The organism is Kitasatospora sp. NPDC093550 (genome assembly GCF_044764985.1).
Lineage (GTDB): Bacteria > Actinomycetota > Actinomycetes > Streptomycetales > Streptomycetaceae > Kitasatospora.
This window is the reverse complement of sequence record NZ_JBIWJF010000009.1, coordinates 193439-206745: the sequence shown is the minus strand read 5'-3', so window position 1 is coordinate 206745 and position 13307 is coordinate 193439. Positions and strand designations below refer to the sequence as shown.

The window sequence follows — 13307 nt, the reverse complement described above, 5'->3', positions numbered from 1 at the left end:
CCTCAGGCCGCCTGGCAGGTCGGGCACCAGAAGAGGTTGCGCGCGGCGTGCTCCTCCGTCCGGACGTCCGTGCCGCAGACCAGGCAGGGCATGGCCGCCCGCCGGTACACGTACACCTCACCGCCGTGGTCGTCCACGCGGGGCGGACGGCCCATCGCCTCGGGGGTGTGCTCGGGACGGACGGTGTCGATCCGGCCGGCCGCGACGCCCTCGTGCATCAGCGCGACCAGGTCGGACCAGATCGCGTCCCATTCCTTCCGGGTGAGGTCGCGCCCGGCCCGGTGCGGGTCGATGCCGTGGCGGAACAGCACCTCGGCCCGGTAGACGTTGCCGACCCCGGCCAGCACCTTCTGGTCCATCAGCAGTGCGGCGACGGTGGTGCGGCTGCCCGTGATCCGGCGCCAGGCGGCCTCCGGGTCGGCGTCCGCGCGCAGCGGGTCGGGGCCGAGCCGGGCAGCGACGGCGGCCTTCTGGGCGTCGGTGACGAGCGCGCAGGTGTTGGGACCGCGCAGGTCGGCGTAGCCGTCCTCGCCCTCCAGCCGCAGCCGGACCAGCCCGACCGGCTCGGGCGCCGGCCCGGTGCCGAAGGTGAAGCCGCCGTAGAGGCCGAGGTGGACGTGCACCCAGGCGCCCTCCTCGAAGCCCAGGAAGAGGTGCTTGCCGGTCGCCTCGGCGCCGGTGAGCAGCTGCCCGTCGATCACCTTGGCCTCGTCGGCGAACCGGCCCTGCGGGCTGGACACCCGGACCGGACGGCCGCCGAAGGCCTTCCGGTTCTCGACGGCGAGGCGGTGGATGATGTGGCCTTCCGGCACGGGCGTCAGCTCCCCCGGTGGTTCGACTGGACGGGCCGCCGCAGGGGCCCGAGGACACCTCCATCATCGCAGCCCGCACCGACACCGCCCCGGGCCCGACCGGTCAGCGGACGGGCATGCCCATCAGCCGGGCCAGGATCACCCGGTCCAGCTCGGCGGCCGTCCCGGCCACGTCCAGGGAGGAGTTGTCGATGATCGGCAGCCCGGAGTTGTACCAGCCGGCCATCCGCCCGTGGATCCGCGCCACCTCCTCGTCCCCGAGGCGCCGGTTGCCGCTGCGCCGGGCGTTGCGGCGCAGCACCGAGTCCAGGCTGGGCAGCAGCACGACCGGGATCATGCCGGGGCCGATGTGCCGCTTCCAGCCGCCGAGGCCGATCGCCGGGCGGTCCGGGAAGACGGCGTCGTCGATGATGCAGGAGATGCCGTTGGCCAGGTAGTTGCGGCAGGCGAAGCCGCAGGTGCGGCGGGCCAGCCGGTACTGCGCCTCGGAGGCGTTGTTCCAGCCGGACTGCGGGTTGGCGAAGCCGGACTGCACCCATTCCCGGACGTCGTCCAGGCTGATGTGCGCGGTCGGGGTCGGCCGCCGCTCGGCCCAGTAGCGGGCGACGGTGGTCTTGCCGGCCCCGGCCGGACCGATCAGCAGGACGGCGATCGGCCCGGTGGGCGCGTGCTGCTGCGGGTGGGCGGGCAGTTGGACCGGCATCCCGGACGGCAGCACGAAGTGCCCGGTGCCGCCCGCGGGGACCGGCGCGCTGGGCACCGGGGCGGGCGCTTGGACCGCGGCCGGAGCCGGCGCGGGCCCGGCCGCGGGCGCGGGAGCCGGCGCGGGCCCATGAGCCGGGCCGGGCGCGGGAGCAGGAGCCGACGGGCCTGGAGCAGGAGCCGGTGCGGGTCGAACCGGCGGCGGAGGAGGCGGCGGAACCGGCGCACCCGACGGGGACGCTCCCGCACCGCCCACCGGCGGCACCGGCGGAGCGGCGGGACGCGGCGGGACCTGCCCACCTCCGGCGTACTGCGTCACGGCACCTCCCGACACCTCTCAGCGGGGACACTACACGGCGGCCCGGCGGCGGGCACAGTCCGCCGCCGGGCCGTGCGCCCCGGTCCGACCGGTCGTCAGCGCGTGGCGCGCTGCTCGGCCAGCGCGCGCAGCGCCAGTTCGTACGAGCCGAGCCCGAACCCGGCGATGGTGCCGGAGGCCACCGCGGCGATCACCGAGGTGTGCCGGAAGGTCTCCCGGGCGTACGGGTTGGAGATGTGCACCTCGATCAGCGGCGCGGTGCGCTGCGCGGCGGCGTCCCGCATCGCGTACGAGTAGTGGGTGAACGCGCCCGGGTTGATCACCACGGGCACCTGCCCGTCGGCCGCCTCGTGCAGCCACTCCACCATCTGCTGCTCGGAGTTGGTCTCGTGCACCTCGACCTCGAAGCCGAACTCCTTGCCCAGCGCGGTGCAGCGCTCGACCAGCCCGGCGTAGGAGGTGGCGCCGTAGACGTCCGGCTCCCGGCTGCCCAGCCGGCCCAGGTTGGGCCCGTTGAGCACCATCACCCTGGTCACGCCGAGACCTCCGCGTAGGCGGCGACCAGCAGGGACGGGTCGGGGCCCTCCAGCACGGAGGTCTTGCCGAGGCCGTCCAGCACGATGAAGCGGATCAGGTCCCCGCGCGACTTCTTGTCGATCTTCATCGCGTCCAGCAACTTCGGCCAGGCGTCCGCCCGGTAGCTCAGCGGCAGGCCGACCGAGGCCAGCACGGTGCGGTGCCGGTCGGCCGTCTCGTCGTCCAACCGGCCCGCCAGGCGGCCGAGTTCGGCGGCGAAGACCATGCCGATGGAGATCGCGGCGCCGTGCCGCCACTTGTACCGCTCGTTGCGCTCGATGGCGTGGCCGAGGGTGTGGCCGTAGTTGAGGATCTCGCGCTGCCCGGATTCCTTGAGGTCCCCGGAGACCACGTCGGCCTTGACCTGGATGGCGCGGCGGATCAGCTCGACGGTGTGCGGGCCGGCCGGGGTCTTGGCGCCCTCGGGGTCGGCCTCGATCAGGTCGAGGATGGCCGGGTCGGCGATGAAGCCGCACTTGATGACCTCGGCGAGGCCGGAGACGTAGTCGTGCTTGGGCACGGTCTCCAGGGTGCCGAGGTCGGCCAGCACGCCCGCCGGCGGGTGGAAGGCGCCGACCATGTTCTTGCCCTCGGCGATGTTGATGCCGGTCTTGCCGCCGACGGCCGCGTCGACCATGCCGAGCAGCGTGGTGGGCATGGAGATCCAGCGCACCCCGCGCAGCCAGGTGGCGGCGACGAAGCCGGCCAGGTCGGTGGTGGCACCGCCGCCGAGGCCGACGACGACGTCGCTGCGGGTGAACCCGGTCTGCCCGAGCACCGACCAGCAGTACGCGGCGACCTCGGCGCTCTTGGCGTCCTCGGCGTTGGGCACCTGCAGCGCGATCGCCTCGTAGCCCTCGCCGGCCAGGTCCTCGCGGATGGCGTCGGCGGTGGCGGCCAGCGCCTCCGGGTGGATGATCGCGACCCGCTTGGCACGGGTGCCGATCAGCGGGGCCAGCTCACCGAGCAGCTGGTGCCCGATCAGCACGTCGTACGGGTCGTGGCCGGCGCTGCCGCCGACGTGGATCCTGACGGTGGTGTCAGTCATGGGGGGTCTTCAGCTCCAGTGCTTCCAGTACGGCGTCCGCGACCTGCTCGGGGGTGCGCCCGGCGGTGTCGACCACGGCGGTGGCCACCTCCAGGTAGAGGGGGCGGCGGGCCTCCATCAGCTCGCGCCAGCGGGCCCGCGGGTTGACGGCCAGCAGCGGTCGCGGGGCGTCCAGGCCGACCCGCTTGACCGCGTCGGTCAGCGGGACCTCCAGGAACACCACCGGCAGCTCGCGCAGCAGCTCGCGGGTGGCCCCGGCCATCACCGCGCCGCCGCCGAGCGCGAGCACCCCGTCGTGGCCGGTGGCGGCCGCGCGCACGGCCGCCACCTCCAGCGCGCGGAAGTGCGGCTCGCCCTCGTCGATGAAGATCTCCGGGATGGGCTTGCCGGCCGTGGCCTCGATGTCGGCGTCGGTGTCCCGGAACCCGACGCCCAGACGCTCGGCCAGAGCCCGCCCGACGGTGGACTTGCCACTGCCGGGCGGGCCGACCAGCACGACAACCGGACTGGTCATCGGATGATCAGGTGGTCGAGGTAGCCCTGCACGTTGCGGCGGGTCTCGGTGACGTTGTCGCCGCCGAACTTCTCGTTGACGGCGTCGGCCAGCACCAGGGCGACCATCGCCTCGGCGACGATGCCCGCGGCCGGCACGGCGCAGACGTCCGAGCGCTGGTGGTGCGCCTTGGCCGGCTCGCCGGTGCGCACGTCCAGGGTCTGCAGCGCCCGCGGCACGGTGGCGATCGGCTTCATCGCGGCGCGCACCCGCAGCACCTCGCCGGTGGACAGGCCGCCCTCGGTGCCGCCGGAGCGGCCGGAGGTGCGCTTGACGCCCTCGGGGGTCGGGACGATCTCGTCGTGCGCCTTGGAGCCCGGCACCCGGGCCAGGTCGAAGCCGTCACCGACCTCGACGCCCTTGATCGCCTGGATGCCCATCAGCGCGGCGGCCAGCCGCGCGTCCAGCCGGCGGTCCCAGTGCACGTGCGAGCCGAGGCCCACCGGCACGCCGTACGCCAGCACCTCGACCACGCCGCCCAGGGTGTCGCCGTCCTTGTGGGCCTGGTCGATCTCGGCGACCATCGCCTTCGAGGCGTCCGCGTCCAGGCAGCGCACCGGGTCGGCGTCCAGCCGGGCCTCGTCCGCGGGCAGCGGCACCACACCGGCCGGCGCCTTGGCGGCGGCCAGCTCGACCACGTGGCTGACGATCTCGATCCCGGCCACCTCGCGGAGGTAGGCGCGGGCGACGGCGCCCAGCGCGACCCGGGCGGCCGTCTCGCGGGCGCTGGCGCGCTCCAGGATCGGCCGGGCCTCCTCGATCGAGTACTTCTGCATGCCGGCCAGGTCGGCGTGGCCGGGGCGGGGGCGGGTGAGCGCCTCGTTGCGGGCCAGGCCCGCGAGCACCTCGGGGTCGACCGGGTCGGCCGACATGACCTGCTCCCACTTCGGCCACTCGGTGTTGCCGACCATGATCGCGACCGGGCTGCCCATGGTCACACCGTGCCGGACACCGCCGAGGAAGGTCACCTCGTCCTGCTCGAACTTCATCCGCGCCCCGCGGCCGTAACCGAGCCGACGGCGCGCCAGCGCGTCGGCCACCACGGCGGTGGTGACCGGTACACCGGCGGGCAGGCCTTCCAGCGTCGCGACGAGTGCGGGGCCGTGCGACTCCCCCGCCGTCAGCCAGCGCAACGTACCCAACGGAGCTCCTTCATCAGCGGACCGGCCCACGGCACCGCCGGGGCCCGCCCGAGCGTGCCTTCTGCCTGAATCCTTTCATGACCCGGCGGCACCCGGGGCCCGGAGTCCGCGTGCCGGACGCGACCGACGGCAATCCACCCGGTGACCGGCCGGAGCTCGCCGACCGGACGTCCACATCGCGGACACCCGGCGGCCCACCGGAGGGCCGAGCGGACCGGAAGCCGCCCGGGCCGTCCGGCTCAGCCCCCCGCGAGCGCCTTCTCCCCGGCCTCGCGCATCGCCGCGAGCGGCCCGGGCGTCCGCCCGGTGAAGGCCTCGCTCTGCAGCACCGCCTGGTGCACCAGCAGGTCCAGCCCGCCGAGGACGGTCGACCCGCGCTCGGCGCAGGCGGCGGCCAGCGCCGTCGGCCAGGGGTGGTACAGCACGTCGAACAGCGCCCCCGGCTCGGCCGGCAATGCGCCCGCGAAGCCGTCCGTCGCTCCGACCGGCGTGGTGGAGACGGTGAGCGGCTGCGCCAGCGCCTCGGCCCCGCGCTCCCAGTCGGCGGTGCGCACCACCACGCCCAGCCGCTCGCCCAGCTCGGCCATCTCCCGGGCCCGCTCGGCGCTGCGCACGTAGACCGTCACCTCGCCGGTGCAGACCTGGGCGAGCGCGGCCAGCGCCGATGAGGCGGTGGCCCCGGCGCCCAGCACGGCCGCGCCCGGCACCTCGGTGATCCCGCGCTCGCGCAGCGCGTTGACCAGCCCGGGGACGTCGGTGTTGTCCCCGGTGCGCCGCCCGTCGGCGGTGAACACCACGGTGTTCACCGCGTCCACCGAGCGGGCCGTCGCACTGACCTCGTCCAGCAACGGGATGATCGCCCGCTTCAACGGCATGGTCAGCGACAGCCCCGCCCACTCGGACTCGTCCAGCCCGGCGACGAAACCGGGCAGCGCGGCCTCGTCGACCTCGAAGCGGTCGTAGCGCCAGCCGTCCAGGCCGAGCGCCGCGAAGGCGGCCCGGTGCAGGTCCGGCGAGAGCGAGTGGGCGATCGGCGAGCCGAGGACGGCCGCCCGGTGCTTGCTGGTCAACGCTGCCTCTCCATGAACGACCGTACGGCCGGGGCTACTTGGTGGTGCAGTGGCCACGGGCCTCGTCGAAGTTCTGCCCGGCCGCCTGGCAGTACTCCTTGACGTTGGCGTAGTGCTCCTTGCTCGTCTCGGCGAAGCGGGTCTCGGTCGGGGACATCGCGATGAAGTACAGCCACTTGCCGTCCGCCGGGTGCAGCACCGCGTTCAGCGCGTCGTCGCCGGGGTTGGAGATCGGCGTCGGCGGCAGGCCGGGGTTGATGTAGGTGTTGTACTTGTTGGCCGCGTCGTCCATGTCGCCCTTGTTGAGCTCCTTGCGGCCCAGCGAGTACTGGAGCGTGGTGTCCATGCCGAGCCGGTGGTTGATCTCCCCGCCGGCGGCCAGCCGGTTCTGGATGGTCTTGGCCATCTTCGCGAAGTCCGACACGTTGTTGCCCTCGCGCTGGAGGATGCTCGCCTCGGTGATCACCTCGTACCCGGTCTTCAGACCCACGGAGGCGGCCTGGGAGTCCAGGCCGGCGTACTTCTCGGTGGCGTTCTTCACCATCTGCTTGAGCAGGTCCTCGGGCTTCATGCCCTCGGCGATGTTGTAGCGGGTCGGCCAGAGGAAGCCCTCGATCTTGCCGTTGGCGTAGGCCGGCAGGCCGAGGTCGTTGATCTGAGCCTGGGCGATGCCGGCCGTGGTGCCCTTCTGCAGCTTCAACTTGGTGTCGATCAGGGCGTAGATCTCGGTGGAGTTCTTGCCCTCGGGAACCACGATCGCCGCGCCGCCCGCCTGGGCGAGCAGCTCCTTGAGCACGGCGGCGGCCGGCATCTCCTTCTTCAGACCGTAGAAGCCGGGCTGGACGGAGGTGCACTTGGGCTCGGCGCTGCAGGCCTTGGTGAAGGCGTCGACGCTCTTCACCACGCCGGCGTTCTTCAGCGCCAGGCCGATCTGCCCGGCGACCGCGTCCTTCTTGACCTCGAACTGGACGGAGCCGGTGCCCTCGCCGGTGAAGTCCGGCGGCGGGCCGAAGTGGTCCTGGTAGAAGCCGTAGCCCCACCAGCCGGCCCCGCCCATGGCGCCGAGCAGCACCAGCGCGACCAGCAGGCAGGCGCCGCCGTTGCGGCGGCCCGACTTCTTGCCCTTCTCCTTGCGCTTCTTCTTCGCCTCGCGGGACTCGTCCTGCTCACCGAGGAACCCGCCCGCCTCGGCGTGCTCCTCGGCGTACCCGGCATCCTCGGGCCGGCCGTCCTCCCGGCCGTCCCACTCGTCCGTCCCGCTCTCGCGGACCTCACCGACCGGGTCGGCACCGGACTCCAGCGCGGCGGCCTCGGCCTCCCAGTCGATGCCGTCCGGCCCGGGCCCCGAAGCGGGCGCGGGAGCCGCCGCCTGCGGACGGGCCTGCTGCGGCGCCATCTGCTGCTGGGGCGGCACGGCCTGCTGCTGCATCTGCTGCGGCATGCCCTGCTGCTGGCCCCCCGGGAATCCCTGCTGCTGCTGATATCCCTGGGACTGGCCCTGGGGGTGGCCCTGCTGGGGGTAGCCCGGCTGCGGATAGCCCTGCTGCGGCATCTGCTGCTGGGGGTAGCCCTGCTGCATCTGCTGCTGCGGGTACCCCTGCTGCGCCTGGCCCTGCGGCACGAAGCCCTGCTGACCGCCCGGGTACCCCTGCTGCTGGTATCCCTGCGGGTAGCCCTGCTGCGGCATCTGCTGCTGGGGGTACCCCTGCTGCATCTGCTGCTGCGGGTACCCCTGCTGCGCGTCGCCGTACGGCTGCTGGCCCTGCTGGCCCTGCTGCGGGTACTGCTGCTGCCACTGGCCGTCCTGCTGGCCGGGGACCGGCTGCCGGCCGTCGTACCCGGGATCACCGGGGTGCCACGGCTCGCCCTGGGGGCCGTAGCCCCCGCCCAGATCGGTCATTGATCCCCTTAACCGACGGTGACGACCGGCGGATCGGACCGGCCGTCCGGGACGGCTTCGTCCCGGCTGAATCTCGAACCGGCGTGCTAGCGCGACGCCTGGAGGGAGACGTTACCGTACCGCAGCCTTACCCCCGGCCGGGCGAACGTGGCGTCAGCGGGCGACCTCACGGAGGGCACACAAGATCACTACGGAGTCGCCGCACCGGGCCCGACCGGCGCCGCCGGGGCCGACGCGGAGCCGGAAGCCGCAGCGGACGCCGAGGCCGTCGCCGACGCGCTGGGCTTGGCCGCCCGGTAGGCGTTGAACTCCGCCACGTTGCGCTGCTGCACGGCGAAGCTGTCGGTGAAGCGGGTGTCCCCGGGCTTCACGGTGACGAAGTACAGCCAGTCCCCCGGCGTCGGGTCCAGCGCCGCCATGATCGCCTGCCGCCCCGGGTTGGAGATCGGGGTGGGCGGCAGCCCCGGGTGCAGGTAGGTGTTGTACGGGGAGTCCAGCTTGGTCTCGGTGACACTGGTGTTCAGGGTCGAGCGGCCGAGCGCGTAGTTGATCGTGGAGTCCAGCTGCAGTGGCATGCCCTTGGCCAGTCGGTTGTAGATCACCCGGGCCACCTTGCCCATGTCCTCCGTGTTGTCGGCCTCGCCCTGGACCATGCTGGCCACGGTGACCAGCCCGTACACGCTCTGCCCGAGGGTCTGCGCGACGACCGTGGCGTCGTCCCGGCTGTACTCCTTGCCGGCCCGCTCGACCATCTGCTTCAGCAGGTCGATCGCGGTGGTCCCGTCGGTGACGGCGTACGTCGCCGGGAAGAGGTAGCCCTCGGGGCTGCCGTTGGCGAACTCCGGCAGGCCCAGTTCGGCGCCCTGTTCCTGGGCGGTGCGCTGGGTGGTGCCGTCGGGCAGGCCGAGCTTCTTGTCGACGGCCGCGTAGATCTGGTAGCCGCGCCAGCCCTCGGGGATGGTCAGGCCGTTGGCGTTGGCCGGGTCGACCAGGATCGCCAGCGCCGCCGCCGCGGACATCTTCTGCTTCAGGGTGTACGTGCCGGGCTGGATCCGTCCGGCCGCCGCCGCGCTGCCCTTCGCGGCCCGGGTGAAGGCGAGCGAGCTGGCCACCACCCCGTTGCGGACCAGCGCGGAGGCGATCTGGGAGAGGCCGGCGCCCTCCGACACCGAGACCTGGACGCTGCCGGTGCCCGGCCCCGCGAAGTCGGCGGCGGCGGGCGGCTTGCGCTGCGCCTGGAACCAGGTGTACCCGGTCAGGCCGATCCCGCCGAACACCGCGATCAGCGCGAGCGCGGTGAGCCCGCAGGCCAGCCCGTTGCGCCGTCGGTGCGGATCCGGCGCATCGAAGCGCGGACGGGGCGCGGACGGCGGACGGCCCTCCGGCTCCAGTACCGGTGCACCCAGGTGTCCGGGGGTGAGCCCCGGGTGGAAGTCCTGGTCGGTCATGGCGCGTCCCCTCGGCGGTCCCAGATCGATCCGGATCGACCTCAATCGATCCAAAACGGAAACGGAAACGAACGAAAGAGGGGTCCGTGCGGACGCGTCCGCACGGACCCCTCAAACGGGACGTTAGATCAGGCTCCTCAGCCGACCGCCTCGACGCTCTCACCGGGCGGGCGTCCGCTCACCCGTTCGGACTCAAGGGCGGTCTGCAGGATCACCACCGCGGCGGCCTGGTCGACCACCGAGCGGCCCTTCTTCGCCTTGACCCCCGAGGCACGCAGCCCGTGGGTCGCGGTGACGGTCGACATCCGCTCGTCCACCAGCCGCACCGGCACCGGGTAGAGCCGGTTGGCCAGCCGGGCCGCGTACGCGCGGACCTTCTCCGCCGCCGGGCCCTCCTTGCCGCTCAGTGAGCGCGGAAGCCCGACGATCACCTCCATCGCGCCGTACTCGTCGACGATGGCGGCGATCCTGGCCTGGGACTTCACCCCGGCCGGGACGGTCTCCACGGGTGTGGCGAGCACCCCGTCGGGGTCGCAGGACGCGACCCCGATCCGGGCGTCACCGACGTCGACGGCGATCCGCCGCCCCCGCCGGAAGGGGCGCTCCTCCTGGACGGGCTCCATCAGCTGGCGCGCTCCGCGACCAGGCCGCGCACCGCGGCGATGGCCTCGCCGACCGCGGCCGGGTTGGAGCCGCCGCCCTGGGCGACGTCGTCCTTGCCGCCACCGCCGCCGCCGAGGGTCTTGGCGGCGGTCCGCACCAGCTCGCCGGCCTTGATGCCGCGGCCGCGGGCGTCCTCGTTGGTGGCGATCACGGTCAGCGGGCGGCCGCCCGCGACGGTGAACGCGGCGACCACGGCCGGGCGCGAGCCGAGCCGGCCGCGCACGTCCAGCACCAGCTTGCGCAGCTCGTCCGCGCCCACGCCGTCGGCGACCTGCGCGGCGACCACGGCGATGCCGTGCACGTCCTCGGCCGAGTCGGCCAGGCCCGCCGCGGCGGCCAGCACCTTCTCGGCGCGGAAGCGCTCGATCTCCTTCTCGGCGTCCTTGAGCTTGGCGAGCATGCCCGAGATCTTCTCCGGCAGCTCCTCCGGGCGGCCCTTGACCAGCTCGGTGAGCTGGGAGACCACGGTGTGCTCACGGGCCAGGAACTTGTACGCGTCGACGCCGACCAGCGCCTCCACGCGGCGCACGCCGGAGCCGATCGAGGACTCGCCGAGCAGCTTCACCAGGCCCAGCTGGGCGGTGTTGCCGACGTGGGTGCCACCGCACAGCTCCTTGGAGAAGTCGCCGATGGTGACGACCCGGACCTCGTCGCCGTACTTCTCGCCGAACATCGCGATGGCGCCGGCCTTGCGGGCCTGGTCCATCGTCATCACCTCGGCGGTGACGTCCAGCTCGCGGCCCAGCACGTCGTTGATCTTCTGCTCGACGTCGACCAGCACGGTGCCCGGGACGGCGGCGGGCGAGCCGAAGTCGAAGCGGAAGCGGCCGGGGGCGTTCTCGGAGCCGGCCTGGGCGGCCGTCGGGCCGAGCGCGTCGCGCAGCGCCTGGTGGGTCAGGTGGGTGGCCGAGTGGGCGCGGGCGATCGCCCGGCGGCGCTCGGTGTCGATCGTGGCGTACGCCGAGGCGCCCAGCACGACCTCGCCGAACAGCACCCCGCCGGAGTGCACGATGACGCCCGGGACGGGCTGCTGCACGTCGCGGATCTCCACCACCGCGCCGGACTCCAGCCGGATCCGGCCGTGGTCGGCGAGCTGGCCGCCGCCCTCGGCGTAGAACGGGGTGCGGTCGAGGATGATCTCGACCTCGTCGCCCTCGGTGGCGGCCGGCGACGGGACGCCGTTCACCAGCAGGCCGACCACGGTGGCCTCGCCCTCGGTCAGGGTGTAGCCGGTGAAGACGCTGGCGCCGGACTTGTCGGCGACGTCGCGGTACGCGGCGACATCGGCGTGGCCCATCTTCTTCGCCTTGGCGTCGGCCTTGGCGCGGTCCCGCTGCTCCTGCATCAGGCGGCGGAAGCCGGCCTCGTCCACCTGGAGGCCCTGCTCCTCGGCCATCTCCAGGGTGAGGTCGATCGGGAAGCCGTAGGTGTCGTGCAGCTTGAACGCCTGGTCGCCGGAGAGCACCGCGCCGCCGGACTGCTTGGTCTCGGTGACCGCGGCGTCCAGCAGGCTGGTGCCGGCCTTCAGGGTCTGCAGGAAGGCGGCCTCCTCGCCGATGACGACCGTCTCGATGCGCTTGCGGTCGGTCTCCAGCTCGGGGTACTGCGGGGCCATCGCCTTGATCGCGACGTCGATGAGCTCCTTGGCCACCGGCTCGGTGGCGCCCAGCAGCCGCATGTTGCGGATGGCGCGGCGCAGGATGCGGCGCAGCACGTAGCCGCGGCCCTCGTTGCCGGGGGTGACGCCGTCGCCGACCAGCATCAGCGCGGTGCGGATGTGGTCGGTGACCACGCGCAGCGAGACGTCCGACTTGTGGTCGGCGCCGTAGCTGTGGCCGGTGAGCTCGGCCGCGCGGTCGAGGATCATCCGGCTGGTGTCGATCTCGAAGAGGTTGTCGACGCCCTGCAGGATGGCGGCGAGGCGCTCCAGGCCGAGGCCGGTGTCGATGTTCTTGCTCGGCAGGTCGCCGAGGATCTCGAACCCGTCCTTGCCGTCGCCGTGGCCGCGCTCGTACTGCATGAAGACCAGGTTCCAGATCTCCAGGTAGCGCTCGCCGTTGACGGCCGGGCCGCCCTCCTCGCCGTACGCGGGGCCGCGGTCGTAGTTGATCTCCGAGCACGGGCCGCACGGGCCGGGGACGCCCATCGACCAGAAGTTGTCCTTCATGCCGAGGCGCTGGATCCGCTCGGCGGGGACGCCGATGACGTCACGCCAGATCTGCTCGGCCTCGTCGTCGTCCTTGTAGACGGTGATCCAGAGCTTCTCCTTCTCCAGGCCGTAGCCGCCGTCCGCGACGGGAGTGGTGAGCAGCTCCCACGCGAACTTGATGGCCCCTTCCTTGAAGTAGTCGCCGAAGGAGAAGTTGCCGCACATCTGGAAGAAGGAGCCGTGCCGGGTGGTCTTCCCGACCTCCTCGATGTCCAGGGTGCGCACGCACTTCTGGACGCTGGTGGCGCGCGAGAACTGCGGCTTGACCTCGCCCAGGAAGTAGGGCTTGAACGGCACCATGCCGGCGTTGACGAGCAGCAGGGTGGGGTCGTCGGCGACCAGGGACGCCGACGGAACGACGGTGTGGCCGCGCTCCTCGAAGAAGCGCAGCCAGCGGCGGCGGATCTCAGCCGACTCCATTAGTGGTCCTTCCGGTTCGGGGTGCCGCCCCGCGGCGGCAGCGCGCGGCGGGGCGTTTCTTCAGTGGTCTGGGTGGTGCGGGCACCGTCGGGTACCGCGCGGGCACTGCGGGCTGGGGGCAGGGCGGCGGCCGGGCTGCCGGGCGCCGCCGAGATAGCTCGGTACTGCGGCTCCCCGCGCAGGACGCGGCGCGCCGTCCGGGGCTCCACCACGGCGGTGCCGCGCAGCCCGAGGTCGTCCTTCAGCTGCTCCTCGCGCTCGGCCATGCCGGCCTTCACGTCCTGGGCGAACTGCTTGGCGAGGTCGCCGAGGTGCAGTGCGCCACGCGCGGCGCTGCCGGAGAGGCTGTCCGGGGTGAGCCGGTGCACGGCCTCGTTGGCCTTGTTCATGGCCCAGACGGTGGCGCCGGCGCCGACCGCCATCCAGAAGATGCGTCGCACCATGC

Annotated in this window: 12 protein-coding genes; all 12 read right to left on the bottom strand. The window is 73.1% G+C overall.

The annotated features are described in order from the left end of the window. Positions 1-2: 2 nt before the first annotated feature. A complete protein-coding gene (locus tag ACIRD3_RS17155) occupies positions 3-812 on the bottom strand; it encodes an Fpg/Nei family DNA glycosylase (RefSeq protein WP_402216783.1) in 810 nt (269 codons plus the stop codon). Between the two features lie 103 nt (positions 813-915). Next, positions 916-1779, bottom strand: a complete 864-nt coding sequence (locus ACIRD3_RS17150) for an AAA family ATPase (RefSeq protein ID WP_402217066.1) — start codon at positions 1777-1779, stop codon at positions 916-918. A 149-nt stretch (positions 1780-1928) separates the two neighbouring features. Continuing rightward, on the bottom strand, positions 1929-2357 hold the full coding sequence (gene aroQ / locus ACIRD3_RS17145) for a type II 3-dehydroquinate dehydratase (protein WP_402217063.1): 429 nt from the start codon (positions 2355-2357) through the stop codon (positions 1929-1931). Between the two features lie 8 nt (positions 2358-2365). Next, the gene (gene aroB, locus ACIRD3_RS17140; protein WP_402216780.1) at positions 2366-3457 is read right to left on the bottom strand and encodes a 3-dehydroquinate synthase; all 1092 of its coding nucleotides are present in this window, start codon (positions 3455-3457) and stop codon (positions 2366-2368) included. Continuing rightward, on the bottom strand, positions 3450-3971 hold the full coding sequence (locus ACIRD3_RS17135; RefSeq protein ID WP_402216777.1) for a shikimate kinase: 522 nt from the start codon (positions 3969-3971) through the stop codon (positions 3450-3452). Before ACIRD3_RS17135 ends, aroB begins: the two co-directional genes overlap by 8 nt. Then, the gene (aroC, locus tag ACIRD3_RS17130; RefSeq protein ID WP_402216774.1) at positions 3968-5152 is read right to left on the bottom strand and encodes a chorismate synthase; all 1185 of its coding nucleotides are present in this window, start codon (positions 5150-5152) and stop codon (positions 3968-3970) included. Before aroC ends, ACIRD3_RS17135 begins: the two co-directional genes overlap by 4 nt. A 239-nt stretch (positions 5153-5391) precedes the next feature. Continuing rightward, positions 5392-6222: a shikimate dehydrogenase gene (locus ACIRD3_RS17125; protein ID WP_402216771.1), complete on the bottom strand. Its 831-nt coding sequence runs from the start codon at positions 6220-6222 to the stop codon at positions 5392-5394. A 34-nt stretch (positions 6223-6256) separates the two neighbouring features. Next, positions 6257-8122 carry an endolytic transglycosylase MltG gene (mltG, locus tag ACIRD3_RS17120; protein WP_402216768.1) on the bottom strand — a complete coding sequence of 622 codons (1866 nt, stop codon included), beginning with the start codon at positions 8120-8122 and terminating at the stop codon, positions 6257-6259. Positions 8123-8310: 188 nt separating this feature from the next. Beyond that, a complete protein-coding gene (gene mltG, locus ACIRD3_RS17115) occupies positions 8311-9570 on the bottom strand; it encodes an endolytic transglycosylase MltG (protein ID WP_402216765.1) in 1260 nt (419 codons plus the stop codon). A gap of 137 nt (positions 9571-9707) precedes the next feature. Next, positions 9708-10193, bottom strand: coding sequence for a Holliday junction resolvase RuvX (gene ruvX, locus ACIRD3_RS17110; protein ID WP_402216762.1), 486 nt, complete (start codon positions 10191-10193; stop codon positions 9708-9710). Next, complete coding sequence (gene alaS / locus ACIRD3_RS17105) at positions 10193-12862, bottom strand: alanine--tRNA ligase (protein WP_402216760.1); 2670 nt, start codon at positions 12860-12862, stop codon at positions 10193-10195. The genes ruvX and alaS overlap by 1 nt, the downstream gene beginning before the upstream one ends. Beyond that, positions 12862-13305, bottom strand: a complete 444-nt coding sequence (locus ACIRD3_RS17100; RefSeq protein WP_402216757.1) for a DUF6167 family protein — start codon at positions 13303-13305, stop codon at positions 12862-12864. The genes alaS and ACIRD3_RS17100 overlap by 1 nt, the downstream gene beginning before the upstream one ends. Positions 13306-13307 lie beyond the last annotated feature (2 nt).